Genomic DNA, 25,385 nt, shown 5'->3' with positions numbered 1-25,385 from the left:
GGCCGCGCGTACGCCAGGATGACGACGGCAGGGGCATGACGATCGCGACGACCAGGACGGCATCGGCAATGTGGCGGGATTCGGGCGCCCCGGCCCCGACTCCCCCGACGCAGCCACAGCCGCAGGGCCTGCTGCGTGGGCTCGACCTGCCTGCGGGCCTGCGCCGCCGGATCGATCGCGTGATCGCCGCCTCGTCGCTGGTCGCCACCGATCCGGTGCTCGACATGCGCCAGTTCGCCTGGACCGCCTTGCTCCGCGATCACTGGCGCACGATCCGCGACGAAGCGATGAGCGCGCTGTCGGGCGACGCGATCCCCGCCGACCGCACCGTGACGCTGTGGAGACGCGACGGCGACACCCACGCCCCCTGCCCGCAGACGCATCGCATCGTTTCGACCATCCCCGGCCTCGACAGCGCCGCGCTCGCCATCCTGCCGCCGGGCGCGCATCACGCGATCCGGCGCGGTGCCACCAAGGGGCTGATCACCTGCCACCTCGGCCTCGTCGTGCCGCGCGACGGCGACGTCCGCATGCGCGTCGGCGATCGCGTCGTCCGCTGGTCGGAGGGCGAGACCTTGGTATTCGACGACACCTACGACCACGAAGTCTGGAACGAGGCGAGCGGCACCCGCATCGTCCTGCGCATCCGCTTCGACCGCCCGCTGCGCAACCCCGGCAAATGGGTCGCCGACCGCGTCCGACGCCTGCCGGGTCTGCGGGCAGCGGACGAGGCGTAACGGTCGATAGACGAGCTTCAGTACTCCCCCGCCAGGGGGAGGTGGCATGCCGCAGGCATGACGGAGGGGGAGGTAAGGGTAGCGCCTCGTTACTGGGGACGTTCCCGTCCGCCCCCTCCGTCACCGCCTTGCGGCGGCGCCACCTCCCCTGGCGGGGGAGGATTTGCCCCGCGCCGAACGTCGATCCGCCCCTACTCCCGTCACCCCGGACTTGATCCGGGGTGACGATGGACGAGGGACCCACTGATCGCCTCGGCCGATCACAGCCTTCGCGATTAAGCGTTATCCCGATCAGACGGACTGCGATATCCCTTGGCAACAGCATCGCTGCGGCGGCGTTCATGCCCGCAGCGGACGTAGCGTTTTGAGGGAGAGCAGGACATGGACGCGATCACCGAAGGCAGCCCACTCAGCGACCCGAACAAGAAGCCCGCCGCGCTACGCAGCCTGCTGGGCCGCACCTCGCGCGACTGGTGGCCCGAGGCGCTGTCGGTCGACATCCTTCATCAGAAGGGCGTCAGCGGCAATCCGATGGGCGACGACTTCGACTATCGCTCCGAATTCCTGACGCTCGACTATGACCAGCTGAAGCGCGACCTCACCGCGCTGATGACCGACAGCCAGCCCTGGTGGCCGGCCGACTACGGTCACTACGGCCCCTTCTTCATCCGCATGGCCTGGCATTCCGCCGGCACCTATCGCACCGGTGACGGCCGCGGCGGCTCGTCGGCGGGCCAGCAGCGCTTTGCCCCGCTCAACTCGTGGCCCGATAACGGCAACCTCGACAAGGCGCGCCGCCTGCTGTGGCCGATCAAGCAGAAGTACGGCCGCAAATTGAGCTGGGCGGACCTGTTCATCCTGGCGGGCAATGTCGCGATCGAATCGATGGGTGGCCCGACCTTCGGCTTCTCCGGCGGCCGCGAGGACGTGTTCGAGCCCGAAAAGGACGTTTATTGGGGCACCGAGGAGGAATGGCTCGGCCAGACCCGGATCGAGGAGCAGGAGGGCCGCGCGCTCGAAAATCCGCTCGCCGCGATCCAGATGGGCCTCATCTACGTCAATCCCGAAGGCCCCGGCGGCTGCCCGATGCCGCAGGGTTCGGCGCGCGACATGCGTGAGACCTTCGCCCGCATGGGCATGAACGACGAGGAAACCGTCGCGCTCACCGCCGGCGGCCATACCTTCGGCAAAGCGCATGGCGCGGGCGATCCGAAGCTGGTCGGCGTCGAGCCGGAAGGCGCGGACATCGCCTCGCAGGGCCTCGGCTGGGCCTCGACGCACGAAAGCGGCATGGGCGATCACACGATCACCAGCGGCATCGAAGGCGCGTGGACGCCGACGCCGACGACGTGGGACATGAGCTATTTCGACATGCTCTTCGACCATGAGTATGAGCTGACCAAGAGCCCCGCCGGTGCGCATCAATGGCACCCCGTGGGCGATCCCGATGAGACGCTGGCGCCGGCCGCGCACACTGCGGGCAAGCGCGTGCCGACGATGATGACCACCGCCGACATGGCGTTGAAGGTCGACCCGTCGTACAATGCGATCTGCCAGAAATTCCGTGCGGACCCGGCTTACTTCGCCGACGTCTGGGCGCGCGCCTGGTACAAGCTGACGCACCGCGACATGGGGCCGAAGATCCGCCTGATCGGCCCGGAAGTGCCGCAGGAAGAGCTGATCTGGCAGGATCCGATCCCGGTCGCGGACTATCCGCAGATCGACGACGGCGACGTCGCCGACCTCAAGACCGCGATCGCCAATTCCGGCCTGTCGATTGCCGAGCTGGTCACGACCGCCTGGGCGTCGGCATCGACGTGGCGCGGATCGGACCATCGCGGCGGCGCCAATGGTGGCCGCATCCGCCTGGCGCCCCAGAAGGACTGGGAGGTCAACAACCCCGAACAGCTCTCCAAGGTGCTCGGCGTCTATGAGGGCATCAAGGCCGACTTCGATGGCAAGGGCGACAAGAAGGTCTCGATCGCCGACCTGATCGTGCTCGGCGGTTCGGTGGGAATCGAGGCGGCGGCCAAGGCCGCGGGCCACGCGATCGCGGTGCCCTTCGCGCCCGGCCGCACCGACGCTTCGGCCGAGCAGACCGACGCCGAAAGCTTCGACGTGCTGGAGCCGAAGGCCGACGCCTTCCGCAACTATCTGCAGGTCAAGTATAACGTGCCGACCGAGGAGCTGATGATCGACCGGGCGCAGTTGCTCGGCCTGTCGGCGCCCGAGATGGCGGTGCTGGTGGCGGGCCTCCGCGTCCTCGGCACCAACCATCCCAAAGCGGGCCAGCATGGCGTCTTCACCGACCGGCCGGGTCAGCTGACCAACGACTTCTTCGTGAACCTGCTCGACATGGGCACTGCGTGGAAGCAGGTTAGCGATGACAGCGACGAGGAATTCGTCGGCACCGATCGCCACACGCACGAACAGAAGTGGACCGCCTCGCGCACCGACCTGGTGTTCGGCTCCAATTCGCAGCTGCGGGCGATCGCAGAAGTCTATGCGTGCAGCGATGCCGCGCCGATGTTCGCCGATCACTTCGTGAAGGCGTGGACCAAGGTGATGAACGCCGACCGCTACGACCTGCTGGTCGGTTCGCCGGCCTGAGACATACGGTTCGTCCCGGCCACCAGGAAGGAGCGACCCTTCCGGCCGGGATGACGGACCGCCGGTGCGATCCCCTCTCGCACCGGCGGTCTTTTTTCGTAGGTGTCTGAGATTTAGGAACGTCCTCGGCCCGCTCGTGCTGAGCCTGTCGAAGTACGGGTGGCCGCGGGCGGCCGCCGCCCGTGTGGGAACACGCCCTTCGACAGGCAACGCGCCGCTGCCCCCTTCCCCGCCAGCCCCGCTCCTCTTATCGTAGTGCCATGCTGAAGCACGTCCTGCGCGTCGCCGCGCTCATCGCCGTCATCGCCGTGGCGGTCGTCGTCTATCTTGCCTGGCCGGATACGGCGAAGCTGTCGGTCGATCAGGTCGCCGGCAAGCGCCCCGCCATCACCGAACCGCGCGACCAGACGCTGCCCACCGTCAAGGTCGCCGACGTCGTCGGCTGGCAGGGCAATGAAACGCCCACCCCCGCCGCGGGCCTGACGGTGAAGGCCTTCGCGCGCGGCCTCGACCATCCGCGTTGGCTGTATCGCCTGCCCAACGGCGACGTGCTGGTCGCCGAAACCAATTCGCCGCCCCGCGACGGTGGCGGGATCGAAGCCTGGGTCATGGGCCGCCTGCTCAACAAGGCGGGCGCGGGCGTGCCCTCTGCCAATCGCATCACGCTGCTGCGCGATGCGAACGGCGATGGCGTTGCCGAGGAACGGCATGTCTTCATGACCGGGCTGAACTCCCCGACCGGCATGGCGCTGCTCAATGGACAGCTCTACATCGCCAACACCGACGCGCTCGTCCGCGTGCCTTATGCCGACGGCGCGACGCAGATCACCGCCAAGCCCGAACTGGTCGTCAAGCTGAACGGCGGCGGCAACCATTGGGCGCGCACGCTGATCGCGGCACCGGACGGCAAGACGCTGTTCGTCGGCGTCGGCTCGGCCTCGAACATCGCCGAAAAGGGGCTGGAGGCGGAGAAATTCCGCGCCAACATCCTGCAGGTCTATCCCGACCAGAAGACGTTCCGCATCTACGCATCCGGCCTGCGCAATCCGCAGGGCATGGCGATCAGCCCCTACAATCAGCAGCTGTGGACCGTCGTCAACGAACGCGACATGCTCGGCTCCGACCTCGCGCCCGATTATTTGACGCAGGTCGAGCTCGGCGACCAGTTCGGCTGGCCGTGGTTCTATTGGGGCGGCTACCCCGACAATCGCGTCGATCCGCAGCGCCCGGACCTGCAGCAATATTCGAAGCGCCCCGATTACGCGCTCGGGCCGCACGTCGCCGCCCTCGGCCTCGCCTTCGCCAACGGCATGAAGCTCGGCGACCGCTACGCGCAGGGCGCGCTGATCGGCGAGCATGGCTCGTGGAACCGCAAGCCGGTATCGGGCTATAAGGTCGTCTTCGTGCCCTTCGCGGCGCGCGGCTTCCCCGTCGATGGCGTCAAGCCGCAGGACGTGCTGACCGGCTTCCTCAACGCCGACGGCAAAGCCCGCGGCCGCCCGGTGGGCCTGGAATCCGATCGCACCGGCGCGCTGCTGGTCGCCGACGACGTCGGCAACACGATCTGGCGCGTCGCGGCGAAGTAACGCTCGCTCGCCCCCAATCCCCCGTCACCCCGGACTCGTTCCGGGGTCCACTCGTCACCACGGGGACGGCCAGAGGCTCCAGCCGCGCCCTCCCAGCCTCATCCGTCATTGCGAGCATAGCGAAGCCATCCAGGGCGTCTTGGTCCGGCTCTGGATGGCTTCGCTATGCTCGCAATGACGAGACCGGTTCAACCCGCGAGTATCCCTGCCGGACAAACGCCGCGCCGAACCGCGCGCGCCTATTTCCCCGCGTCGATAAACTTCACCGCCGTACCCGTGGCATTCGTCTTGCCCCAGCTAATCGCCGTCACGTGCGCCTCGCCATATTTGGCGTTGATGACTGCATCGGCGCCCATCTTCTTCGCCCGCTCCCACAGCTCGCGATAGATTTTCGCTTCGGACGACGCCTTGCTGAACACCGTCGCCTTGCGCACCCCGGCCTTCACCTCGCCGATCACCTGATAGGGCCGATCCGTGATGTCGCCGGCAAAGACGGGCACCCCCGCCTCCGGATTGACGAGCGGCGCCTTCGCCTCCTGCGCAGCGGCGACCCCGGCACACCCCAACAGCGCGGCGCACAACGCCATGCGGACAATCGTCATGAATTCCCCTCCTGCTTCACCGCACGCCTGATCCGCGCGGCCGCCCGAATGTGCCCAAGGTCGCGCCGCGAATCCAGCGCCACCGGATCACCCCGAGGCGCATCGCCCGCCGCCGAAGATCGTCCTCGCGATACCGCTCCCAACCGCCTAAAGATCGGACGATATGGCTCCGCTCGATTCCGTTCCTGCCCATCCGTCTCAACCGGACGCCAGCGTGACGCCCACCGGCGATGCCGCGAAGCAGCTTGCCACCGTCATGGCGCATATGCGCCACGGCATGGTCGTATACGGCGCCGACGAGCGTATCCGCCTCATCAATCCTCAGGTCAGCGCGATCTTCGGTCTGGAGCCGGCCAATCTGCCCGTCGGCACGATGCTGGGCGACTATCTTGCGCAGATCGGCCGGGCCGTCGGCTGGTCGAGCGATCGCGTCGCCCGCGTGCTCGACAACCACCGTATCTGGCTCAAGCGGGGCGAGCGCCAGACGCTGGACCACCATTTCGACGATGGGCAGGTTTTCGAGATCATCTTCACGCCCGGATGTGGGGGCGGCGCCGTGCTGACCTATGTCGACGTCACTTACGAACGCTCGATGCAGCGCGTCGTCGACGAGCGCGCAGCCCTGACGCGCCGCGCGCATGCCATGCTCGCCACGGTGACGAAGATCGCCGCCGACACCCGCGTCCTCGCCTTCAATGCCCGGATCGAAGCCGCCCGCCTTGGCGACCATGGCCGCGGCTTTGCCGTCCTGGCCGATGAAGTGCGCGAATTGTCGCGCCAGACCTCCGACGTCCTGCTCGAAATCGCCCAGGTCAACGAAGCCTCGCTCAACCTCGCTTAGGCTCGGGCAAGGGCGCGACAGCCCACGTCCTGCTACACTCGTAACGGTCGCTCAGGCAGCAGGATTATCGGGAAAATTTAGCAGGCTTGTCAGCCTCTTCGGAACGGATGGTGGAGCCGAGGGGGATCGAACCCCTGACCTCTGCAATGCCATTGCAGCGCTCTCCCAGCTGAGCTACGGCCCCATCGTTCCGGGAGGCGCCCCACTAACCGGGGCGCCCTGGCATGGCAAGCGCCGATTTGCGCCTGCCATGCACTTATCCACAATTATGTTTGAAATTCGCGGAAGAGCGAATTTGCGGCGGTTCCGGCCCGCTCCCCCTCCCGGCCACCCATCAAGGATACTTTGTGGGTGGCCGGGAAGGTTAGCGGGCCGGAACCGCGAAACGCGCCTCGGCGCGTTTCAAAACTTAGTGATCGTCGTCTTCGGTCGGCGCTTCCACGCCGAGGTCGTCGTCGCCGCCGAGGTCCACCTCGTCGTCGGCCGAGGGTTCTTCCTCCTCGCCCAGTGCTTCCAGATCCTCGTCCTCACCCTCGAGATCGCTGTCCGCTTCCTTCGAATCGGGCTTGATCTGCTCGAACGGCAGCGGCTGCTTGGACTTCAGGATCGGCTCCGGATTCCACGTCGTGCCGCAGTTGATGCAGGTGACGGGATCGTCCTTTTCGAGGTCGTAGAAGCGCGTCGCGCATTTCGGGCACGTACGCTTCGTGCCCCACTCCGGCTTGACCATGCCGTCTGATACCTTTCGGAAATGGGTTTCGCGAGCCAAAGGTCGCCCTTGGCCCGAGGTGGAGCGCGCCTTGCCATAGCGCAAGGGGACTGTCAAAGCCCGCGGCCAGCCATGTCGAACGCCTCCCCTCCCCGCCCGCTCTCCATCGCCGCCGCAGGGCCCCTGCGCGGCACCGTCGCCGTGCCCGGCGACAAGTCGATCAGCCACCGCTCGCTGATGTTCTCCAGCCTCGCGGTCGGCGAGAGCCGCATCCAGGGCCTGTTGGAGGGCGAGGACGTGCTCGCCACCGCCGCCGCGATGCGCGCGATGGGCGCGCGCAGCGATCGCAGCGACGACGGCATCTGGACGGTCCACGGCGTCGGCGTCGGCGGGCTGCTCCAGCCGCAGACCGCGCTCGACATGGGCAATTCGGGCACCTCGACCCGGCTGCTGATGGGCCTCGTCGCCAGCCATCCGATCACCGCGACCTTCGTCGGCGACGCCAGCCTGTCGAAGCGGCCGATGGCACGCGTCACCGAGCCGCTGGCGCAGATGGGGGCCGATTTCATGACCAGCCCGGGCACGCGCCTGCCGCTCACCATGAGCGGCGCCTGCCCGGCAGTGCCGATAACCTATACGCTGCCCGTCGCCTCGGCGCAGGTGAAGTCGGCGGTGCTGCTCGCCGGCCTCAACACCCCCGGCATCACCCGCGTCATCGAGCCCGTACCGACGCGCGACCATAGCGAGCGGATGCTGCGCGGCTTCGGCGCGACGCTGACGGTCGAGGACACGCCCGAGGGCAAGCTGATCGCGATCCACGGCGAGGCCGAGCTGAAGCCGCAGGACATCACCGTCCCCGGCGATCCCTCGTCCGCCGGCTTCTGGATGGTCGCGGCGTCGATCGTGCCGGGATCGGACGTGACGATCCGCAACGTGCTGATGAACCCGACGCGTACCGGTCTACTGACCGCGCTGCGCCTGATGGGCGCATCGATCGACGAGGTCGATGGCCGCGAGATCGGCGGCGAGCGCGTCGCCGACCTGCGCGTCCGCCACGCGAGCCTGTCGGCGATCGAAGTCCCGGCCGATCTCGCCCCTAGCATGATCGACGAATATCCCATCCTGTTCGTCGCCGCCGCCTTCGCGAAAGGCACGACGATCGCCCGCGGCGCCCACGAACTGCGCGTCAAGGAATCGGATCGCATCGCCGCCATGGCCGCCGCGCTCGGCCTCGCCGGCGTTAGCGTCACCGAGCACGAGGATGGCCTGTCGATCGAGGGCCGCGACGGCGAGCCCCTGCCCGGCACCGGCGCCGACCGCGTCGCCTCGCTGCTCGACCACCGCATCGCGATGAGCATGGCGGTCGCCGGCATGCACAGCACCCGCCCCGTCCGCATCGACGACGCCGCGCCGATCGCGACCAGCTACCCGGCTTTCGTCGACACCGCCAAGCGCCTTGGCGCCGCCCCGCAATGGCTCAACGCATGATCATCGCCGTCGACGGACCCGCCGCGAGCGGCAAGGGCACGATCGCCAAGGCGCTCGCCCGCCATTATGGCCTGCCGCATCTCGACACCGGCCTGCTCTACCGCGCCGTCGCGCTGACCGTGCAGCGGATGGAGTTGGACCCGGCGATCGAAGCCGACGCCGTCGCTGCCTGCAATTTCGACGAAAGCCTGCTCGACGACCCCGCGCTGCGCCAGGACGCGATCGGCCAGCTCGCCTCGATCGTCTCTGCCCACCCACTCGTCCGCGCAGCCTTGCTCCAGCGCCAGAAGCGCTTCGCCCGCCAGCCCGGCGGCGCCGTGCTCGACGGCCGCGACATCGGCACCGTCATCGCCCCCGACGCCGACGCCAAATTGTTCGTGAAAGCCACCCCCCAGGTCCGCGCCCAACGCCGGCACCGCGAATTGCAGAGCCACGGCAGCGACGTGTCCTTCGACAAGGTCCTCGCCGACATCCGCGCCCGCGACGCCCGCGACAGCGCCCGCTCCACCGCCCCGCTGACGATGGCCGCCGATGCTGCCCTGCTCGATACGAGCGCGCTCACCATCGAGGCGAGCGTGGCCAAGGCAATCGCACTGGTCGAGGCGCGGCGGGCCGGCCGGGCATAACGCCCCGCCGATCCGCCGCACGCCCGCTCAGAACTCGAAGTGCAGGCTGGCGACGACCGTGCGCCCGTTGCCGAAATTGACCCAGCCGCCATCCCGGATCCGCGCCGCCGTCCCGACATTGCTGTAATAGCGCGTGTCGAGCAGGTTGGTGACGTTGATCTGCAGATAGGTCTTGGGCAGGCCGGCCCAATCCAGCTTCGCCTGCGCATCCAGATCGACCAGCGTATACCCCGCCGAAATGGCGTCATTCTCGTCGGTGATGAAGCGATCACCGACGTGCTTGGCCGCCGCCCCCATCACGACGTGCGGCAGCGTCACCTGCGCGCGGCCGCCGTATTGCCAGTTCGGCGTGTCGACCAGCGACTTGCCCTTGGTGGCGATCAGCACCGCGCCCGTCGCGGCGTTCAGGATATTCTCCTTCAGCTCGGCCTTCAGATACGATCCGAAGCCGTACAGCGACAGCCAGCGCGTCGGGTTGACGATCAGCGTCGCATCGATCCCCTTGCTGTCGACCCGGCCGACGTTGCGGCTGGCGCTGATGGTGCCGCCGCCGTCGAGCGGCACCGTCGTGCTGACGATGCGGTTGTCGTAGCGGATGTACCAGCCGCCAAGCTGCGCCTGCACGATACCGCGCGAATAGCGCAGGCCCGCATCGTAGGAGTCCGCGCGCTCGGGCACCGCCTCCTGATCCTTCAGCGAGATGACCTTGTCGTCATAGGCGTAGATGTCCGTGGTCGGCGCCGAGAAGCCGCGGTTGTAGCTTGCGTACAGGCTCGTCGTCGGCGTCATCTGCCAGACCAGGCCGGCATTGGGCAGGAAGGCGTGATATTCGCGGATGCGCCCCACGTACGGCGCGCCGAACGTCGCGCCGCGGCTGTCCGCCGCGACCTGCTGCGCGCTCTGCGAGGTGCAATAGGCCTCGTTGCTGCTGCCCGGGATCGTGTAGCAGGCGTTGCTCATATTGCGGCGGAAGAAGGCCGCCCGCAGGCCCAGCGTGATCGACAGATCGTCCGAGAAAGGCCGGCCGCGATATTCGCCCGACAGCTGGTGCAGGATCGAATAGGTCAGGCGGTTGCGCTTGTTCAGCACGTTGCCCGCCGCATCGCGCACCGCGACCGATCCGTCGCGTCCGCCGAAGTCGGCGGTCGGATAGCCGTTGACGCCCAGATACGCCGCCTCGCCCGTCTGCGCGGTCCGTGCGCGATCCCAGGTATAGGCGAGCCGCAGCAGGTTGGCGGCATCGATATCGTACCGCAGGCCCGCGATCGCGATCAGCCGGTGCGTCTGCGTGTTGGAGGGGTAGAAGACGCGGACATAGTCGAGCATGTCGCCATCGCCGTTCAGGTCGCGCCCCGCCGCGATGCCTGCACCGATACGGCCGATCTGGTTACGCGACACGCCGCGCGCGCCAGCATTGGCGTCGCTCTCGGCGAACACGGTCGAGCCGCCGCCATTGGCCATCGTGTAGCTATAGCCGCCGTCCAGCGTGAAGGTCAGCCGGTCCGACAGCGTGAATAGGCTGTTGAAGCGGGCATTGCCGGTGTCGACCGGGTTGATCCCGACCTGACGCGTGTTGGTGCACAGCGACCGGTCGTCCTGCACCGTGCCCTTGCCGGGCGTCGCGGAGGCGAGCGTGCAGTCTGCCGTGTTGGTGAACGTCGTCGCCGCGCCCAGCACGCGGTCATATTGCGCGCGGGTCAGGTCGACGCGCACCGGCGTCGCGGTGGTCGCGGTGGCGATCGGCAGCACGCCGCCCAGGATCGTGTTGACCGTGGCAACCGACGGCCCGCCAAAGCCCATGTTGCGATGCTGGTAGAAGAAGCCGGCCAGCGACAGGAAGTCCTTGCCCGACCCCAGCGGCTGATAGAGGCGCGCATTGTACTGGCTCTTGCGCACGATCGAATAGGGAAAGAGGGCGTAGCTCTGGTGGCTTGCCGACACCCAGGCCCGCGTACCGCTGGCGTTGAGGTCGCCGGTGTTGATGAGGCCGAACACGCGGTTCATGTTGCCGCGGCCGTGCGAATAGACCGCGGTCGCGCTCACCTGTTCGGTCGGCATGATCGTGCGATAGTTGACCGTGCCGCCGGAAGCGCTGGCGGTGGGCGTATCGACGTCAGTCGACCCGAAGCTGACGTTGACCGTCTGCACCAGTTCGGGATCGATCTGCTGGCTCGAATAGATGGCGTAATTGCCGGCATCGTTCAGCGGCAGACCGTCGAAGCTGAAGGCGATGCGCGACGCATCGAACCCGCGGATACGGATACTGCCGCCGTTGCCGCCATAGGGATCGCCCGCGACGTAATTGACGCCCGGCACCATGTTGATCGCATTGAAGATCGACTGCCCCGGAACGGTATGTTCGATATAGTCCCGCGTCACGATCGCGCGCGCCTTGGGCGCATCGACGATCTCGATCCCCGCGGTCAGCAGCTTCTTGCCCGACACGATGATGTCCTCGCCCGCCTTGTCCTCGGCAGCGATCGTTCCGGCCGTTTGCGCCAGCACCAGTTGCGGTGCGACGAGCATCAGGCACGCGCCACCGACCCCGGCGACGCGGATGAATTTGGATGTCATGATGTTCCCCAGACGACCTTATTGGCCCGCTGGGTCCATTATGGACCGTTTGCGACGGGACAGTTACACAGGCGCAAATTGGCGGCGATAGTCCGACATCCGCGACTGCGCCGCTGCGGCGCTGATGATCGCGGAAGAAGCGGCAAATGCGATCGCGCTGGCCGGGGCTAGACCAGCGATCCGCGGCATCGACGGCGATTAATGCCGTGAAAACGCATATTCGCTACCATCAAGTCGAATGCCGCATCGCACGACCGTCGAATTGCACCGTTCGCCAATCGTATCGGGTGGAGGATCAATTGAATTTCCCCTCAGCAGAGAACCAATGGGAGTTGCGGACGGAGAGGCTCGTCCCCTGCAAACGTCATCATGCCCACCGTGTCTTGGTCAACAACTTCGACGACCTTTGGTGGCATCGATCGGATCGATCGGATTGTGCCTTCCACGCCGACATATGGTCCGGTGGACGCTTCTCATTGCGAAGCTCTGAACGAGAATTCATGAATGCAGGCATGGTTTTCAACAAGCGGCCGGGATGGTTCTTCAGCATCACCGATGCCATTGCCCACGGCCGTCCGGGAATAGCATCGATGGTTGCACGCTGGTCTATCGTCACCACGCCGCGCAACGATCCTGGCTACTCACAGTGCAACCGGTCGACCTATTCCGTCACGATCCACCATTTTTCGGAATCGGCTTACCGACGCAACATTTCTCTTGGTATCGAGCGGTCGTTGAAAGACTCCGCAGATCGCTTCGTCAAGCTCTGCGAGGAGCGGGCGCTCAAATACAATTAGGACCCATTCCAGTCAGTCCCTTCTGTGTTGCCACCTGTCCCACACCCCCCGTTTCTGCTACACCCTCCCCATGACCCGCCCGCCCCTCGCCCCGCCGCTCCCGGCCGGGCGCTGCGGACCCCTGGTTTCCGACGATTACGTACCATCCACTTCGTCCACTTCCGCGGGCCCTCGCGCCCCCGAACGGCGATTCGCGGCCACCCCGCCCGCCCCGCCCCCGCTGCGCCTTGCCAAAAGCCCGCATTTCCCCTATGGCGCGCCGGTCCGGCGAGCAGGTGTTCGGCGGGGGACGGCGCGCCCGCTTGGCGGACCGCGCCCTTTTCGCATTCAGCGCATCGCATTCCTCCGCTTAGCGCCCGCCCGATGGATGCCGCGACCGGCATGGGGTCGCCGCGGCGTTTTCAGCCAAGACCAGCGGACCCAACCGCTTGGCCGGAAACAGAATAACTCGAGGACACTCTAACCCTATGGCTACCCAGCCCCAACCCACCCGCGACGATTTCGCCGCGATGCTCGATGACATGTTCGGCGGTGCCGACAGCTTCGAGGGCCGTGTCGTTCACGGCACCGTCACCGCGATCGAAAACGACATGGCCGTCATCGACGTCGGTCTGAAGTCGGAAGGCCGCGTGCCGCTGCGCGAATTCGCCGCACCGGGCCAGAAGGCCGATCTGAAGGTCGGTGACGAAGTCGAAGTCTATGTCGACCGCGTCGAGAACATGCATGGCGAAGCGATGCTCAGCCGCGACCGCGCGCGCCGCGAAGCCGCCTGGGACAAGCTGGAGCTGGAGTTCAGCAAGACCGCCCGCGTCGAGGGCGTGATCTTCGGCCGCGTCAAGGGCGGCTTCACCGTCGACCTGTCGGGCGCCGTCGCGTTCCTGCCGGGTTCGCAGGTCGATATCCGTCCGGTGCGTGACGTCACGCCGCTGATGGACATCCCCCAGCCGTTCCAGATCCTGAAGATGGACCGCAAGCGCGGCAACATCGTCGTGTCGCGTCGCGCCGTTTTGGAAGAAACCCGCGCCGAGCAGCGTTCGGGCCTGATCCAGAGCCTGGCGGAAGGCCAGATCATCGACGGCGTCGTCAAGAACATCACCGATTACGGTGCGTTCGTCGACCTGGGCGGCATCGACGGCCTGCTGCACGTCACCGACCTCAGCTACAAGCGCGTCAATCATCCGTCGGAGATGATCGCGATCGGCGACACCGTGAAGGTGCAGATCATCCGCATCAACAAGGACACGCAGCGCATCAGCCTCGGCATGAAGCAGCTCGAGTCCGATCCGTGGGATGGCGCGAGCGCGAAGTATCCGGTCGGCGCCAAGCTGTCGGGCCGCGTCACGAACATCACCGAATATGGTGCGTTCGTCGAGCTGGAGCCGGGCATCGAAGGCCTGGTCCACGTTTCGGAAATGTCCTGGACCAAGAAGAACGTCCATCCGGGCAAGATCGTCTCGACCTCGCAGGAAGTCGATGTCGTGGTGCTCGAGGTCGACGAGGACAAGCGTCGCATCAGCCTCGGCCTCAAGCAGGCGCAGAACAATCCGTGGGAAGCGTTCGCCGCCGCCCATCCGATCGGTTCGACCGTCGAGGGCGAAGTCAAGAACGCCACCGAGTTCGGCCTGTTCATCGGCCTGGACAACGACGTCGACGGCATGGTCCACATGTCGGACATCGCCTGGGGCGTGTCGGGTGAGGATGCCCTCAACCTGCACCGCAAGGGCGAGACCGTTCAGGCGATCGTTCTGGACATCGACGCCGAGAAGGAGCGCATCAGCCTCGGCATGAAGCAGCTCGAGCGCGGCGGCCCGGCGGCCGGCGGCATCGCGGCAGCGGGCGACCGTCTGAACAAGAACGCGATCGTCACCGTCACCGTCCTCGAAGTCCGCGATGCGGGCCTCGAAGTGCAGCAGGGCGACGATGGCGCGACCGGCTTCATCAAGCGCACCGATCTCGGCCGCGACCGTGACGAACAGCGTCCGGAGCGTTTCCAGGTCGGCCAGAAGTTCGACGCGATGGTCACCGGCTTCGATCGTTCGAAGAAGCCCACCTTCTCGATCAAGGCGATGCAGATCGCCGAAGAGAAGCAGGCGGTTGCTCAGTACGGCTCGTCCGATTCGGGCGCGACGCTCGGCAACATTCTGGGCGAGGCGCTGAAGGCCCGCTCGGACGCCGAAAAGAAGTAAGCAACGCTTACCCATGTGTCAGGTCGGGGCAGAAATGTCCTGACCTGACATATTTTTCATTGGATCGGCTTCGTTGCGGCCCTATACGTCGTGGGCATTGATCTTCATCAATCTCCGCAACCTGGCGCCGGGGGGAGCCCGTACCGTGATCCGATCTGAACTCGTTCAAAAACTCTGCGATCTCAACCCTGAGCTGACGAGCCACGACGTCGAGGCGATCGTGAGCACTTTCTTCGATGAGATCACGCTGCGGCTTGCCGCGAACGGCCGCGTCGAACTGCGCGGCTTCGGCGCCTTTTCGACCCGCGCCCGCGATGCCCGCGTCGGTCGCAATCCGCGCACCGGCGAAACCGTCGATGTCGACGCCAAGCGCGTCCCCTATTTCAAGCCCGGCAAGGAAATGCGCGCCCGTCTCAACGTGTGACGCTCGGCATGACATCATCGTCCGGCGGGCTATCGTCGCTCCGCACGGCGATGAAATGTCGGTCGTGACTTGACGCCCGCACCCACGTGCGCTTGTCGTGCCTCTGTGTGCGGACGTGGCGAAACCGGTAGACGCAGCCGACTTAAAATCGGCTTCCTATGGAGTGCGGGTTCGAGTCCCGCCGTCCGCACCATCCCTGCTAAGCCCTTCGTTTAGCAGCGGAAATACCTACAATCTTGGCGGGGCTTGCCACCCCGTCCAAAGGCCCCGTGTGTAATTCCGGTGTAATCGCGTCAGAAAATGCGCTGTCGATCGCGGCAATCGCGTCATCAATGTGCTGCCCGTGGATGTGCACATAGCGCAGCACCATCGCGAGCGTCTTATGCCCGCTGATGCGCTGAATGGTGGGCAAGTCGACCCCTGCCCTCACCAGACGCGTGATGGCCGTATGCCGCATGACGTGTGGCGTTACCTTCTTCGGCAATAAGCCCGCGCGCACGACAGCCCGTTGGAACTGGTCGGCCATGCTGAGTCTGTGGGGGTGCTTCGCCTTCGCCCGCTTGCTGGGGAAGATATAGCCGTCCGAGTCGCTGACCATGGCGCGTTGCTTCTTTAGCATTTCGGCCAGTGCTGGCGTGATGGGCTGTTCGCGTTCGCCCGCCTTGGCCTGGGGGATGAAGATGCGCCGGCTGTCAAAGTCGATCTGGTCGAATCGCACGCGCAGTATCTCGCTGTGCCGCATGGCGGTGTTGAGGCCGAACGCGACGAACAGCCATAACAGGCCATCCTGATCCGCGACCGCCGCTTTCATCAGCTTGGCGGCGTTCTCGTCAGACAGCACAACGATCAGCTTGCGCGGCTCGTCGCCCTTCTCGATCTCCGGGACAGTCTCGGCTTTGATCCACCCCCACTTCGCCATGCGGCGAAACATATGTGAGAGGGTCGCAAGCTCGCGGTTGACGGTGGCCTGTTTCAGTCCTGACGCCAGCCGATCGCGGACGAAGTGCTGCACGAGGAAGGACGAAACCCGGTCGGCACGGTGCGTGCCGAAGTAGGGCTTTAGAACCTCGGCCACATGATAGCGCTTGGCCTTCATGTTCTTGCCGCCGGTCTCCTCCATGCGCTGGAGGTATTCGGTCGCCGCCTCGGCAAAGCTGCGGTGGTTCTTGCGTCCGGTTGGGAGGTCTAGCCGACCTTCCCTCGCCTTGGTCCTGAACGTCTCAATGGCGCGCTCAGCCTGCTCGCGGGTAACGCCTTCGCTCTCCCGCCCGACAACGCGATGGATGCGCTGGCCATCGACCATGATGTTGACGGTGTAGCGAACGTCGCCGTTGCTCTGCCGCTCGGCGGTGATGCCGTGTTCTGCCAGCTTCTCGCCGATCGCGAGGGCGCGGATAGCAGGCCGGGTGAGGCGGGCGAATTTAAGCGCCATCGCCGCGGCTCGCTTCCTCCGCCTCGGCTTTCTCAGCTTCTGCGAGCATCAGCCGAAGCGTGTGCGACTTCGACGCGCCACCGGGGTAGGCCGATTGCATCACGTCATTCACGGCGGCGGCAGCCACAGCCCATGTCGCTGGGTCGCGTTGGAAGTCTCTTCCCCACTTTTCCTCTGCCTGCCGGATGCGATCGGCGAGGTAAGTCATGAAGATCAGGCGGCGGGGCTCACCGAACAGCTCTTCCAATTTGAAAAATCCGCTCAAGCGCGCCTCGACCTCTTGAGCGAGGGAACGCCCGTTCTCGGCAATTGCCGCGTCCAGCTTCGCCATTACGTCCGGCGTCACCCTGCAACTCACGACGTGGCGCTTCGCCTCGGCACCATCGGTGGGACGCCCACCCGCCTTCGGCTTTCGAATAGTCGGCATCGTGTAACCTTCCCGATTGTTCCCGTGTTTGATAGGCGCGACAAAACCCCTTGGCAATAGGGTTCCTTCGGGCTAATTCGGGTTTCGTCTGATAGACGATACACGGAGGTTGATATGCAGACGCAGGCAGTCGAACCCGAAATTTGCCGGGTGTCAAAGCTCAAGGTCGTGGTTCGGCCAGACGGTGCGATTGACCGCAAAGGCGCAAGCATCGTGCTGAACAAGACGCCGAAGACGCTGGCAAATTGGGCGGTGATGGGCATTGGCCCGCGATCTTGGTTGATCGGTGGGCGCCGTCATTATGACTATGCGGAATGCCAAGCCTTCGCTCGTGGCGAGGCCGCGTGATCCATGCTGGCAACCTCGGCGCGGGCGCGGACGCCTAATAAGCGGAAGGGCCGGACTGTGGCGGTCCAGCCCCTCCAGAAACTACAACACCTCAGCGACTGCACAGATACTATTCCGCCGCTCCAACTGCAATGCCTTGCACGCTATGGCGTGACGGGTGCGCAGGCGGCAATGCTCGCCCCCCTGATCTGGGGCGCTGACGGCGGTAACGCGCTGTTCGGGGGTGTCGCATGACGGCTCCCGTGGAACGCACCATAACCATCGCCGCGACGGCCAAGGGCTTTGGCGTAACCGTCACCCCTGACGACGAGGCGGCGCCCTACAGCAAGGGCTATGACAGCTACCCGGAGGCGCGCGGCTATGCCCGTGGGCTGAAGCTCTACAAGGGGTGGGCGCTGATCGACACGACGGGAGGCGGCAATGGCTGATCCCTTCTTGTCGCCCCGCGCTGCGGCGCTGGCCCTGCTGAACAGCGGCGGCACCTTCACGCGCAAGGCCGGGTCTTTCCTCGGTCAACTCGTGGTCGATCCGACGCCGCTTACCGACAAGCAAGCCGACTGGCTGGGCACTCTGCTCAACCGCGCTGGCTTCCCCCCTCTCGCCGATGGAGGCGAAGCATGACCCATTGTCACCAGCCTACCAGCAGTGCCGCCTATGCGGCCATCCTGCCTGAGACAGCTCGTCTGGAACGAGTAGTCTTGAACGTCCTCGCGCAGTACCCGGCGGGGCTTACCGTCGATGAGACGTGCGCTGTGGCGGAATATCCACGGTATTCGCTGCAACCGAGATTTACTGCCCTGAAGGATCGGCGCGTCATCCGCGATACTGGCGTGCGTCGGCCGAACGTGTCGGGCCGCAACGCTATCGTCTGGCGTGTCTGCCACCTCGACCGACAGGAGGGGCAGGCATGAACGGCTATGTCACGCCTGAAGCTGGCGAGTTTCTGATGCTCATGACCGATGAGGTCAGCTTGCCGCCGGAATGGGAGACGTCGGGCCTCTGGCTCACGTACGCCCAGCAACTCGCTCAGGCTATGGCTGATCTGCGCGGGCGCATTTCTCTTAAGCATGCCTCCCTGCTGGTCGGGATCGGCGGCATGATGGTCGAGATGGCCCGCCGGGAACGCGAAGCCACCGATGCCGCAGCTTGTTTGATGGATCGAGCGGCGAAGGGAGGTGCGTCATGAGCGCGCCCGCGATAATCGTCGTGTTGCGACAGGTCGAAGGGCCGCGGTGGTGCGTCGTGCGCCGGGCGCTGCGGGACGGGAGGGTATGCTTCCATGATCGCATCGCCACTGCGCGCCCGTATGCCGACGCTGCTCGCATCGCAGTCGATACCGCCAAGCGGACCGGCCAGATTCTCGCCATCCATGCCCACGGCATGCAGCCGCGCCGCTTCGACCATACCCGCGATGCGCCACGGGACACCTCGCCACGGAGCAGCGATTTTCGCGAGCCTTACGACCGGGGAGATGGACGATGAGCGCGTCTATCACTCCGCTGCGTCCGGCCCCGCCGGCGCGTCCGTACAACGGCACCGTCTGCGTGATGGGCACCAAAGCGACCGGCTTCCAAGTCGGGCACGAAAGCGCGTCGGGGAATAGCTGGGGAAACTTTTCCGGCCCCTTCGCGAACGGCGTTGACGCCATCACCACCGCGTTCGCGCTGAACCGCGACGAGTACAACGGCGGGTGCGACGTGCAGATTTGCCCCGATGCCCTGGCCGATCGTGACGGCGTTACGGCGCGGCTGCGCTCTGACGAGGGAGAGTTTTGATGGCCCTCCTAGATGTGCAGGCGATCCGGCAAGCGCATCCGGTCGGAACGGTTGCGGGTGCGGTCATGCACCTACGCCCCAAGCAAGGCGAGCTGGTCGGCTGCTGCCCCTTCCACAAAGATCGGACGCCCTCGTTCTACGTATTTGCAGACGGCAAGCGGTGGCATTGCTTCGGCTGCGCGGCCACCGGCGACGTTCTCGACTTCGTGCAGCGCTACTATTCGCTGTCGATGCGGAAAGCAGCCGAGCATCTGTGCGGCGGCAGCCTGCCCGTGGTCGAGGCGCCCAAGGTCACGGCCAAGGCCGAACGGGACAACGCCTATGCGCTAGACCTGTGGCGGTCGGCTATCGCGATCGATGGGACGCCAGCGGAGGCATATCTACGGCGGCGCGGGATCACGATCGATCTGCCGTCGTCGCTGCGGTTTGCGCGCCTCAAGCCGCCCAAGGAAAGCGGGGTGGCCGAAGCGAACGGGCGCGTCCTGTTGCCCGCCATGGTGGCGCTCGTGTCGGGCGCTGATGGGGAGCCTGCGGGGATCCAGCGCACGTTCCTGCGTGACGATGGGCGCAAGGCCGCAGCGGCGGACGGCAAGGTCAAGTTCTCGCTGGGCAACCTGCGTTGCGGCGCGATCCACCTCGGCCCCGCACTGGCGCGCGATATGGTCCTGAGTGGCAGCGTAGAGGATGCGCTGTCGCTGATGGAAATGGGCGCGCCGAGTGCCTGGGCCGGGGCTGGCGAGGGCAACCTTGCAGGCATGCAACTCCCGCCGCTGGTGGAGAGCGTCGTGATCGGCGGCGATGCAGATGCGGAAGGCCGGCGGCATGCCGAGAACGCCGCAACCGCTGTCGTCGCGTCGGGTCGAACCGCCCGGATTATCTATCCTGACGACGGCGCCAAGGACTGGAACGAAAGCCTTATGGGGGTGGCGGCATGAACGCTCGTTCTTTTGCAGCGCTGGCCGCTGACGCCCGCCCATTCGCGCCGGTTCCGCTGAACGGGGGGGCTGATAGCCCGCCCGCGTGGGGCAAGCCGGATATGTCCGTTACCAAGGCGAACCTCGCGCCAGCCGTCCCGTTCCCGAACGACGTGCTGGGCGATCTGTGGCCGCTCGTTGCCGATCTGGCGGCGGGTGCTGGTGCGCCGGTCGAATACGTCGCGACCAGTATGTTTGCCGTCGCCGCGTCGCTGATCGGTGGTAAGCGGTGGGTGCGGGCGTGGGAGCAGTTCGAACAACCCTGCATCCTTTGGGCTGCGGTGGTGGGCGATCCATCGTCTAACAAGTCGCCGGGCATCGATGCCGCGAGGTTCCCACTCCGCGCGATGGAGGATGAGCTAGCCGAGCAGCACAAGGCGACGCTGATGAGCTTCGCCGCAGTCGCTGAGCGAGCGAAGGCCGAGCGCAAGCAGTGGGAGGAAAAGGTGAAGCAGGCGACGCGGGATTGTGTCGCCACGCCTGACATGCCCGACGCCGCAGAGACACCCGATACGCCCGAGCGCAAGCGCCTCGTAACGATGGACATTACGCCCGAAGAAATGGCCGCGGTTCTGGCTGCGAACGTCAACGGCGTCCTCAATCTCCGCGACGAGCTGGCAGGATGGCTTGAGGGGTTCGAGCGGTACAATTCTGGTGGTCGGTCGTTCTGGCTTGAAGCCTATGGCGGACGTTCCTTCACCGTCGATCGCAAGAGCAACACCAAGCCGTTACAGGTGCCGTTCAACGGCGTCAGCGTTCTTGGGGGCATCCAGCCCGAGAAGCTGCGGGACTCGCTGCTTGGGACGTCCGACGATGGCCTGATTGCTCGCTTTCTGTGGGTGTGGCCGGAGGCGATCCCGTTCACCCGTCCTCGCAGTGTGGCGGATATGGGGCGGCTTGATAGCATCTACCGCCGGCTGCACCAGTTGCACCGGCCGCTGTCTGAGCAAGTTATCATCCCGCTTGATCCAGAAGCGGTGGAGATTTTCACGGCGTGGATTGACGAAAACGATGCCGACGTTCGGGAGAGTGCTGGGCTCTATGCCTCGTGGGCCGGCAAAGCCCGCGGTCTGGCGCTGCGGCTGTCAATCGTTCTGGAATTTCTCGGCTGGGCTGACGGCGCCGGACGCGAGCCGCAAAGCGTGTCGGTGCGATCGATCGTCAACGCGCTGCGGCTGATTGACGACTTCCTGAAGCCACACGCCCGGCGGGTCTTCGGTGATGCCGCCTTGCCGCCGGTCGAAAAGGACGCGGCGGCGCTCGCCCGGTTCATCCTCAAAGGCAAGCTGGAGCGGATCAACGCGCGCAACGACGTGCAGCGCAACAGCAAGCTCCCGACGCTGAAGACGAGCCAAGACGTGGATGCGGCGCTTGAGGCGCTGATGGATGCGGGGTGGCTGCGGGAGGCGCCAAGCCGGCAGGGCGATGCGCCGGGGCGGCAGAAAAAGGACTATCTCGTCAACCCCGCCGTTCATGGAGGGCTGAATGGCTAGCTGGCGTGAGATGGCAGCGGCGGCGCTGGCGGAACCCGTGCCGCCGCCTTTCGCCCCTACCGGTGCGATTCCGTCCGCACTGGCGGCGGGGCTGCGATCCTTGGCAGCTCGAACCCCGCCGCGTCGTGCCGATCCTGCGGAATGGCGATGCGTGGTGCAGGATGCGCAGCGCCTGGCATCAGACGGTTGGGTCGCAACGGCGCTCGCGTTGGGCTGGTCGGAGGCGGATCTCTTCGGGATCGGGCGCAACGGTAGCGACGAGTGGCTTTCACTCGCCGTGTGGCTGGCCGGGCGCACCGTCGTGCTGATGGACGATCACCGCGCATTCACCGCTGACGATGCGGTCTATTACCTCGAACGCTGGGGCCGTCCTAATACCCCGTTCGCTGCGCCGGTGATGCTGTGGGAGGTGGGGCGATGACAGGGCTATTGTCCCTATTGTCGCTATTGTCACGGGGTCGCGCGCTCAATCTCTCCCTGCCTCGGCCCTCGCGACATACCCTAAAAAAGGGTATTTATTTATATATATCGGGGGATTGGGACGGACCTACGGAGGCCCTGACAATAGGGACAATAGCGACAATAGGTCTGGCGGCAGCAAGCTGGGGGAGGTTCTGATGGTGTTCGATTCTGACTTTGGGAAACAGGGGGTCGCCCGTGACCTGTTCCGGCTTCGCTTTCGCCGGCTGCGGATCGAGCAACCTGCCTTCGCCGCACGCTTCGGTCTGACGTTCGGCATGGTGAAGGATCAGGAGCAGGCGCGGGCCAAGCCGTCCAAGGCGTTCAAAGTGCTGGTGGCGGCGATCGAGCTAGACCCGGCGCTGATGGAGCGGGCAGCGCGGATCGCGCAGGAGCGGTGGCCGGACTGAGGGGTATTGCCATGATGGCAATCCCTGCCGCTGCGGGAGGGCCGTAATTTACGGAGCGTAACACGCCTGCGCGCGCGTGATGTATATGCGGCGGGGCGCCCGTTGTTCTGCGGCACGGTAAAAAAGGGGGGCGCCCGATACGCACCCTTGGCGGCGTCCGGTTTTTATAACCTGCGGGAAACCAAGCCGGCCGTGGTGCTGATACACCGGCGGAACACCGTGCAGGTGCCAATAAAATACGGGCGATTTACGGAGCGTCGAACCATCGGAAAGTCGGGATTTGTCGGGGTGCGAGGTTTGCTGAAGTAGCAAGCGAGTAGCGGACGCTCAGTAAAATAGAGGGGGTTTACAGGACTGGACGTGGTTCGCGGAGGGCGCGCGTTTCCCGCTCCCCCGCTTTGGTGCGCCGGGTATGGCCCCGCTGATCCTTGGTAAGATCGAGCCGCTGGTGTCCGTGTCATACGGATACCCTAAGTTTAAGTTAGAGTGTCGGTTCGCTGCGCTGTGCGGCAAACCAAGGGTGTCCGGAATTTGAACGCCCTTCGTACGCTATTCGTCCGAAGGCGGAGGGTGAAGCGTCCCCGGCCGACTGCGTACGAAATTCGTCGGCAGTCAGTTCGCGCCACCATGGCGCAAATTTGAGCCATGTCGCGACTATGGCCCAAAGCTGGACCATCCTAGCGCCAGAACGGGCGGAAACCCTCCGTGGCATTTATTGGCGTTTTCCGAAAAAGTCTGAGCCGGCTGGTTCCGACGCTTTTCGTCGGTTCATTTTCCCCGGATCGGGGGATTAGTGCATACGTCGCAGGTGCGACAAACGCCTACCGTGATTCAAACGATCCTCGTCAAATGCAAATGGGTCAGTCCCTTTGAAAGAGCCGACTGATGCCATTAGCCTACGGCTCTCTTCGCTAGCGTAAACCGTAACCGCCTTGCGCTAAAGCAAGCCGCACAGCATTCTCCCTTCATGACCGCAAAGCCCAAGCTGACGAAGACCGAGCGAATCATTCGCCAGTGCATGATGAGCAATGCCTCGAATGAAATTGTCTATCGTCAGCAGCGCTACTGGGAGTCTGTCGAGCAAGGTTTGAGCAAGAGCATTCAAGATCGTCGGCACCGCGAGTTTATGAAGGCTTGCGAGGGGTTAATCGAGGTTGGCACCTGTAGGCTACCTGATGCTTACCTACGATCCGTGTATGGCGAGAAGGCCGTGATTGAGCGCGACAAACTGCTCGGTGCCGGCGGGGGCGTGGTCCCGCTTAAGCGCAATGGACGGCCGCTGCGGTGAATGCTGTGAATGGCGATGATCCGTATGCCCGTTTTTATCACCTATCCCTAGCCGATGGGCCGCGTGTGGCCGAGATGTACCAGACGATAGGCAGGATCGTCGTCGCCTGGGGCGCGGCGGAGACGGTGCTGGCAAAGCTATGGTTCCACAAGGCGTTAGAAGCCGGGAAAGAGATGCGGTCTGACAAGGTCTATAGCGCGACGACCTCAGGCAAGCTGAAGGCCCTGCGCAAGCTTATCCCTGTCGACGGCAGCCGGGCCGACGTTCAATTACAGCGGGTCGAGTCTGCCATGCCTGATCTGGAGCCCGATCGGCACGCGCTGGTGCATGGCTACCTGTCGGTGACGGCGAAGGGGCTGGCGGTGCTAAACCTCCGAAACGATCGCCTCGCCTTCGCGATCGATCTGCCGGCCCTTCTCGCTTGGGCCATCTACCTCGCCGATGTTGCTCATCAGATGTTTGAAGAGGCGACCGTCCACACCTATCGCGGCGCGAATAAGTTGCGCTTGCCCGATCCGGTGCCACCGCTCCCGTACATCCGAACGTCGGTCGAAGGCTGGCCGCGCTAAGCCGGCGGAGAACAGTCGTCCGGCACAGTCGGCGATGACCTAAGAAAGTTCGGCGATCTAAGCCGCGCTCGCGCGCGCGCGTTGCTTTTACCCGAGCAATTCGCTTGATGACGACGAGTCAAATATGCGTATTGGAGTCGGCTCTTTTTACGGAGCCAACTCCATGCATGATTTGAATCGCGCCCTGACGGTCAAGGAATGGTCGCAGACGAACCGCAAGCTGCGCCTGTCAGCCCCGCATAATCTCCAGCAATGCCGTTCGTGTGCTGATCGACAAGCGCCAGCCCGCGGGGATCGAGTCAGCAGTTTGCCGGTCAAGTGCTGATGGAATGGGTAAGCCGGCGACTAGTCCACACTCCTCGTCTGGCTCGCGCTCGTCTATGTGCTCGGCGTCGCCGTTATCCTCGTCGTCGGCATCGCCGTCCATTTCGTCCAGGCGGTCAATCATCTGGTCGACAAGGCGGGCGAGCATCGGGCGCGGCAGGCTGGGGATCGCGGCTAGCATCTGCTCGGGGGATATGGGACGGCTTGCCATCATGCCGCCTTCCCGATCTGGCGTAGCGGTTCGGCGTCGGCGGCTTGAAGGATGCCGACGATCTTTCCACGCAGCTTGCGGTTGAGCGCGCCTGCGTGCGGCCCCTCGGTTGGATAGGGGCCGTCGACCCAACCCACGGGCTGACCGGCTCGCAGGCGGCGCAGCACGTCATCCGCCGATCGAGCGCGGTTCGCCCGGGCGACCTTCCAGCAAACCGTGTCGATCATCTAGCCCGCCAGTCCGCAACCGACTTTCATGTTCTGGCTCCACGTCTCCACGATGGCGGAAGCTCCACTCTGCCAGTCGATGACGAATAGTTCGCCCGGTGCAGGCTCGCGGTCGCTGGGATCGATAATCGCCACATCGCCGGCACAGAGATAGGGCGCGTTCGCATCGTCTTTCACAGGATAGGCGGCGAAACCGGCCGGAACATGGTCATAGACGATGAAGGCGCGGAGGTTGGGTTGCTGCGGGTGTGCAATAGTTGCCATTGTG

The 25,385-nt window shown here is 65.2% G+C and carries 29 protein-coding genes and 2 tRNA genes; 22 read left to right on the top strand and 9 right to left on the bottom strand.

Going from position 1 to position 25,385, the window contains the following annotated elements; translation table 11 throughout:
• Nucleotides 1-35 precede the first annotated feature (35 nt).
• From GGR47_RS05425 to GGR47_RS05415, 3 genes are all read left to right on the top strand, one after another.
• Nucleotides 36-737, top strand: a complete 702-nt coding sequence (locus GGR47_RS05425; protein ID WP_147036531.1) for an aspartyl/asparaginyl beta-hydroxylase domain-containing protein — start codon at nucleotides 36-38, stop codon at nucleotides 735-737.
• Nucleotides 738-1,118: 381 nt separating this feature from the next.
• Nucleotides 1,119-3,347 carry a catalase/peroxidase HPI gene (gene katG, locus GGR47_RS05420; protein WP_147036530.1) on the top strand — a complete coding sequence of 743 codons (2,229 nt, stop codon included), beginning with the start codon at nucleotides 1,119-1,121 and terminating at the stop codon, nucleotides 3,345-3,347.
• A gap of 260 nt (nucleotides 3,348-3,607) precedes the next feature.
• A complete protein-coding gene (locus GGR47_RS05415; RefSeq protein ID WP_147036529.1) occupies nucleotides 3,608-4,933 on the top strand; it encodes a PQQ-dependent sugar dehydrogenase in 1,326 nt (441 codons plus the stop codon).
• Nucleotides 4,934-5,172: 239 nt separating this feature from the next.
• Here the strand turns inward: GGR47_RS05415 and GGR47_RS05410 are convergent, their stop codons facing one another.
• The gene (locus GGR47_RS05410) at nucleotides 5,173-5,520 is read right to left on the bottom strand and encodes a heavy metal-binding domain-containing protein (protein WP_147036538.1); all 348 of its coding nucleotides are present in this window, start codon (nucleotides 5,518-5,520) and stop codon (nucleotides 5,173-5,175) included.
• A 178-nt stretch (nucleotides 5,521-5,698) separates the two neighbouring features.
• On the opposite strand from GGR47_RS05410, the gene GGR47_RS19265 reads away from it, so the two are divergent.
• A complete protein-coding gene (locus GGR47_RS19265; RefSeq protein ID WP_147036528.1) occupies nucleotides 5,699-6,376 on the top strand; it encodes a methyl-accepting chemotaxis protein in 678 nt (225 codons plus the stop codon).
• A 108-nt stretch (nucleotides 6,377-6,484) separates the two neighbouring features.
• Here GGR47_RS19265 and GGR47_RS05400 read toward each other — a convergent pair.
• A tRNA-Ala gene (locus GGR47_RS05400) sits at nucleotides 6,485-6,560 on the bottom strand.
• Between the two features lie 225 nt (nucleotides 6,561-6,785).
• Nucleotides 6,786-7,106 carry a TIGR02300 family protein gene (locus GGR47_RS05395; RefSeq protein ID WP_017978348.1) on the bottom strand — a complete coding sequence of 107 codons (321 nt, stop codon included), beginning with the start codon at nucleotides 7,104-7,106 and terminating at the stop codon, nucleotides 6,786-6,788.
• 111 nt (nucleotides 7,107-7,217) lie between these two features.
• Between GGR47_RS05395 and aroA the strand changes: the two genes are divergently transcribed.
• The gene (gene aroA, locus GGR47_RS05390; protein WP_147036527.1) at nucleotides 7,218-8,573 is read left to right on the top strand and encodes a 3-phosphoshikimate 1-carboxyvinyltransferase; all 1,356 of its coding nucleotides are present in this window, start codon (nucleotides 7,218-7,220) and stop codon (nucleotides 8,571-8,573) included.
• The gene (cmk, locus tag GGR47_RS05385; RefSeq protein ID WP_147036526.1) at nucleotides 8,570-9,199 is read left to right on the top strand and encodes a (d)CMP kinase; all 630 of its coding nucleotides are present in this window, start codon (nucleotides 8,570-8,572) and stop codon (nucleotides 9,197-9,199) included. The genes aroA and cmk overlap by 4 nt, the downstream gene beginning before the upstream one ends.
• Nucleotides 9,200-9,226: 27 nt before the next feature.
• Here the strand turns inward: cmk and GGR47_RS05380 are convergent, their stop codons facing one another.
• Nucleotides 9,227-11,773 carry a TonB-dependent receptor gene (locus GGR47_RS05380; RefSeq protein ID WP_147037421.1) on the bottom strand — a complete coding sequence of 849 codons (2,547 nt, stop codon included), beginning with the start codon at nucleotides 11,771-11,773 and terminating at the stop codon, nucleotides 9,227-9,229.
• 146 nt (nucleotides 11,774-11,919) lie between these two features.
• Here GGR47_RS05380 and GGR47_RS05375 point away from each other — a divergent pair, with 146 nt between their 5' ends.
• The 4 genes from GGR47_RS05375 to GGR47_RS05360 all read left to right on the top strand — a co-directional run bounded on the left by GGR47_RS05375 (nucleotide 11,920) and on the right by GGR47_RS05360 (nucleotide 15,373).
• Nucleotides 11,920-12,570 carry a hypothetical protein gene (locus tag GGR47_RS05375; RefSeq protein WP_147037422.1) on the top strand — a complete coding sequence of 217 codons (651 nt, stop codon included), beginning with the start codon at nucleotides 11,920-11,922 and terminating at the stop codon, nucleotides 12,568-12,570.
• A 467-nt stretch (nucleotides 12,571-13,037) separates the two neighbouring features.
• Nucleotides 13,038-14,756: a 30S ribosomal protein S1 gene (gene rpsA / locus GGR47_RS05370; RefSeq protein WP_020486448.1), complete on the top strand. Its 1,719-nt coding sequence runs from the start codon at nucleotides 13,038-13,040 to the stop codon at nucleotides 14,754-14,756.
• 145 nt (nucleotides 14,757-14,901) lie between these two features.
• On the top strand, nucleotides 14,902-15,180 hold the full coding sequence (locus tag GGR47_RS05365) for an integration host factor subunit beta (protein WP_024310504.1): 279 nt from the start codon (nucleotides 14,902-14,904) through the stop codon (nucleotides 15,178-15,180).
• Nucleotides 15,181-15,289: 109 nt separating this feature from the next.
• Nucleotides 15,290-15,373, top strand: a tRNA-Leu gene (locus GGR47_RS05360).
• A gap of 6 nt (nucleotides 15,374-15,379) precedes the next feature.
• Here the strand turns inward: GGR47_RS05360 and GGR47_RS05355 are convergent.
• Entirely contained in the window at nucleotides 15,380-16,612 is a 1,233-nt protein-coding gene (locus GGR47_RS05355) for a tyrosine-type recombinase/integrase (protein WP_147035414.1), read from the bottom strand.
• The gene (locus GGR47_RS05350; protein ID WP_147035415.1) at nucleotides 16,602-16,943 is read right to left on the bottom strand and encodes a hypothetical protein; all 342 of its coding nucleotides are present in this window, start codon (nucleotides 16,941-16,943) and stop codon (nucleotides 16,602-16,604) included. Before GGR47_RS05350 ends, GGR47_RS05355 begins: the two co-directional genes overlap by 11 nt.
• A 210-nt stretch (nucleotides 16,944-17,153) precedes the next feature.
• Here GGR47_RS05350 and GGR47_RS05345 point away from each other — a divergent pair, with 210 nt between their 5' ends.
• The 12 genes from GGR47_RS05345 to GGR47_RS05290 all read left to right on the top strand — a co-directional run bounded on the left by GGR47_RS05345 (nucleotide 17,154) and on the right by GGR47_RS05290 (nucleotide 24,355).
• A complete protein-coding gene (locus tag GGR47_RS05345; RefSeq protein WP_147035416.1) occupies nucleotides 17,154-17,387 on the top strand; it encodes a DNA-binding protein in 234 nt (77 codons plus the stop codon).
• Between the two features lie 242 nt (nucleotides 17,388-17,629).
• Nucleotides 17,630-17,815: a hypothetical protein gene (locus tag GGR47_RS05340; protein ID WP_183949447.1), complete on the top strand. Its 186-nt coding sequence runs from the start codon at nucleotides 17,630-17,632 to the stop codon at nucleotides 17,813-17,815.
• On the top strand, nucleotides 17,808-18,008 hold the full coding sequence (locus tag GGR47_RS05335) for a hypothetical protein (RefSeq protein WP_147035419.1): 201 nt from the start codon (nucleotides 17,808-17,810) through the stop codon (nucleotides 18,006-18,008). The genes GGR47_RS05340 and GGR47_RS05335 overlap by 8 nt, the downstream gene beginning before the upstream one ends.
• A gap of 286 nt (nucleotides 18,009-18,294) precedes the next feature.
• Entirely contained in the window at nucleotides 18,295-18,573 is a 279-nt protein-coding gene (locus GGR47_RS05330; RefSeq protein WP_147035420.1) for a hypothetical protein, read from the top strand.
• Nucleotides 18,570-18,869, top strand: a complete 300-nt coding sequence (locus GGR47_RS05325; RefSeq protein WP_147035422.1) for a hypothetical protein — start codon at nucleotides 18,570-18,572, stop codon at nucleotides 18,867-18,869. The genes GGR47_RS05330 and GGR47_RS05325 overlap by 4 nt, the downstream gene beginning before the upstream one ends.
• On the top strand, nucleotides 18,866-19,162 hold the full coding sequence (locus GGR47_RS05320; protein ID WP_147035424.1) for a hypothetical protein: 297 nt from the start codon (nucleotides 18,866-18,868) through the stop codon (nucleotides 19,160-19,162). Before GGR47_RS05325 ends, GGR47_RS05320 begins: the two co-directional genes overlap by 4 nt.
• A gap of 14 nt (nucleotides 19,163-19,176) precedes the next feature.
• Nucleotides 19,177-20,097 carry a DUF7146 domain-containing protein gene (locus tag GGR47_RS05315; RefSeq protein WP_244304973.1) on the top strand — a complete coding sequence of 307 codons (921 nt, stop codon included), beginning with the start codon at nucleotides 19,177-19,179 and terminating at the stop codon, nucleotides 20,095-20,097.
• Between the two features lie 101 nt (nucleotides 20,098-20,198).
• Entirely contained in the window at nucleotides 20,199-21,629 is a 1,431-nt protein-coding gene (locus GGR47_RS05310) for a DUF3987 domain-containing protein (protein WP_167509708.1), read from the top strand.
• Nucleotides 21,622-22,050 (top strand): hypothetical protein, encoded by a 429-nt coding sequence (locus GGR47_RS05305; protein WP_147035429.1) that lies wholly within the window; start codon nucleotides 21,622-21,624, stop codon nucleotides 22,048-22,050. The genes GGR47_RS05310 and GGR47_RS05305 overlap by 8 nt, the downstream gene beginning before the upstream one ends.
• Before the next feature lie 196 nt (nucleotides 22,051-22,246).
• Complete coding sequence (locus GGR47_RS05300) at nucleotides 22,247-22,498, top strand: helix-turn-helix domain-containing protein (RefSeq protein ID WP_147035431.1); 252 nt, start codon at nucleotides 22,247-22,249, stop codon at nucleotides 22,496-22,498.
• Nucleotides 22,499-23,465: 967 nt separating this feature from the next.
• The gene (locus GGR47_RS05295; RefSeq protein ID WP_147035433.1) at nucleotides 23,466-23,786 is read left to right on the top strand and encodes a hypothetical protein; all 321 of its coding nucleotides are present in this window, start codon (nucleotides 23,466-23,468) and stop codon (nucleotides 23,784-23,786) included.
• A 65-nt stretch (nucleotides 23,787-23,851) separates the two neighbouring features.
• Nucleotides 23,852-24,355 carry a hypothetical protein gene (locus tag GGR47_RS05290; RefSeq protein WP_147035435.1) on the top strand — a complete coding sequence of 168 codons (504 nt, stop codon included), beginning with the start codon at nucleotides 23,852-23,854 and terminating at the stop codon, nucleotides 24,353-24,355.
• Between the two features lie 229 nt (nucleotides 24,356-24,584).
• On the opposite strand, the gene GGR47_RS05285 is transcribed toward GGR47_RS05290, so the two are convergent.
• From GGR47_RS05285 to GGR47_RS05275, 3 genes are read right to left on the bottom strand one after another with little or no spacing between them, the layout of a single operon-like run.
• Complete coding sequence (locus tag GGR47_RS05285; protein ID WP_147035436.1) at nucleotides 24,585-24,893, bottom strand: hypothetical protein; 309 nt, start codon at nucleotides 24,891-24,893, stop codon at nucleotides 24,585-24,587.
• Entirely contained in the window at nucleotides 24,890-25,117 is a 228-nt protein-coding gene (locus GGR47_RS05280; protein WP_147035438.1) for a hypothetical protein, read from the bottom strand. The genes GGR47_RS05285 and GGR47_RS05280 overlap by 4 nt, the downstream gene beginning before the upstream one ends.
• Entirely contained in the window at nucleotides 25,118-25,381 is a 264-nt protein-coding gene (locus GGR47_RS05275; RefSeq protein WP_147035440.1) for a S24/S26 family peptidase, read from the bottom strand.
• Nucleotides 25,382-25,385 lie beyond the last annotated feature (4 nt).

This window comes from Sphingomonas aquatilis (assembly GCF_014196115.1).
Taxonomy (GTDB): domain Bacteria; phylum Pseudomonadota; class Alphaproteobacteria; order Sphingomonadales; family Sphingomonadaceae; genus Sphingomonas; species Sphingomonas aquatilis.
The sequence above is the reverse complement of the archived record's forward strand: the minus strand, read 5'-3'. Positions and strand labels throughout refer to the sequence as shown.

What these genes read in the sequence shown, in the direction of transcription:
- GGR47_RS05425 (WP_147036531.1), top strand. Translation starts at nt 36, where the DNA reads ATGACGATCGCGACGACCAGGACGGCATCGGCAATGTGGCGGGATTCG.
- katG (WP_147036530.1), top strand. Translation starts at nt 1,119, where the DNA reads ATGGACGCGATCACCGAAGGCAGCCCACTCAGCGACCCGAACAAGAAG.
- GGR47_RS05415 (WP_147036529.1), top strand. Translation starts at nt 3,608, where the DNA reads ATGCTGAAGCACGTCCTGCGCGTCGCCGCGCTCATCGCCGTCATCGCC.
- GGR47_RS05410 (WP_147036538.1), bottom strand. Translation starts at nt 5,520, where the DNA reads ATGGCGTTGTGCGCCGCGCTGTTGGGGTGTGCCGGGGTCGCCGCTGCG.
- GGR47_RS19265 (WP_147036528.1), top strand. Translation starts at nt 5,699, where the DNA reads ATGGCTCCGCTCGATTCCGTTCCTGCCCATCCGTCTCAACCGGACGCC.
- GGR47_RS05395 (WP_017978348.1), bottom strand. Translation starts at nt 7,106, where the DNA reads ATGGTCAAGCCGGAGTGGGGCACGAAGCGTACGTGCCCGAAATGCGCG.
- aroA (WP_147036527.1), top strand. Translation starts at nt 7,218, where the DNA reads ATGTCGAACGCCTCCCCTCCCCGCCCGCTCTCCATCGCCGCCGCAGGG.
- cmk (WP_147036526.1), top strand. Translation starts at nt 8,570, where the DNA reads ATGATCATCGCCGTCGACGGACCCGCCGCGAGCGGCAAGGGCACGATC.
- GGR47_RS05380 (WP_147037421.1), bottom strand. Translation starts at nt 11,773, where the DNA reads ATGACATCCAAATTCATCCGCGTCGCCGGGGTCGGTGGCGCGTGCCTG.
- GGR47_RS05375 (WP_147037422.1), top strand. Translation starts at nt 11,920, where the DNA reads ATGCGATCGCGCTGGCCGGGGCTAGACCAGCGATCCGCGGCATCGACG.
- rpsA (WP_020486448.1), top strand. Translation starts at nt 13,038, where the DNA reads ATGGCTACCCAGCCCCAACCCACCCGCGACGATTTCGCCGCGATGCTC.
- GGR47_RS05355 (WP_147035414.1), bottom strand. Translation starts at nt 16,612, where the DNA reads ATGGCGCTTAAATTCGCCCGCCTCACCCGGCCTGCTATCCGCGCCCTC.
- GGR47_RS05350 (WP_147035415.1), bottom strand. Translation starts at nt 16,943, where the DNA reads ATGGCGAAGCTGGACGCGGCAATTGCCGAGAACGGGCGTTCCCTCGCT.
- GGR47_RS05345 (WP_147035416.1), top strand. Translation starts at nt 17,154, where the DNA reads ATGCAGACGCAGGCAGTCGAACCCGAAATTTGCCGGGTGTCAAAGCTC.
- GGR47_RS05335 (WP_147035419.1), top strand. Translation starts at nt 17,808, where the DNA reads ATGGCTGATCCCTTCTTGTCGCCCCGCGCTGCGGCGCTGGCCCTGCTG.
- GGR47_RS05330 (WP_147035420.1), top strand. Translation starts at nt 18,295, where the DNA reads ATGAACGGCTATGTCACGCCTGAAGCTGGCGAGTTTCTGATGCTCATG.
- GGR47_RS05325 (WP_147035422.1), top strand. Translation starts at nt 18,570, where the DNA reads ATGAGCGCGCCCGCGATAATCGTCGTGTTGCGACAGGTCGAAGGGCCG.
- GGR47_RS05320 (WP_147035424.1), top strand. Translation starts at nt 18,866, where the DNA reads ATGAGCGCGTCTATCACTCCGCTGCGTCCGGCCCCGCCGGCGCGTCCG.
- GGR47_RS05310 (WP_167509708.1), top strand. Translation starts at nt 20,199, where the DNA reads ATGTCCGTTACCAAGGCGAACCTCGCGCCAGCCGTCCCGTTCCCGAAC.
- GGR47_RS05305 (WP_147035429.1), top strand. Translation starts at nt 21,622, where the DNA reads ATGGCTAGCTGGCGTGAGATGGCAGCGGCGGCGCTGGCGGAACCCGTG.
- GGR47_RS05300 (WP_147035431.1), top strand. Translation starts at nt 22,247, where the DNA reads ATGGTGTTCGATTCTGACTTTGGGAAACAGGGGGTCGCCCGTGACCTG.
- GGR47_RS05295 (WP_147035433.1), top strand. Translation starts at nt 23,466, where the DNA reads ATGACCGCAAAGCCCAAGCTGACGAAGACCGAGCGAATCATTCGCCAG.
- GGR47_RS05285 (WP_147035436.1), bottom strand. Translation starts at nt 24,893, where the DNA reads ATGATGGCAAGCCGTCCCATATCCCCCGAGCAGATGCTAGCCGCGATC.
- GGR47_RS05280 (WP_147035438.1), bottom strand. Translation starts at nt 25,117, where the DNA reads ATGATCGACACGGTTTGCTGGAAGGTCGCCCGGGCGAACCGCGCTCGA.
- GGR47_RS05275 (WP_147035440.1), bottom strand. Translation starts at nt 25,381, where the DNA reads ATGGCAACTATTGCACACCCGCAGCAACCCAACCTCCGCGCCTTCATC.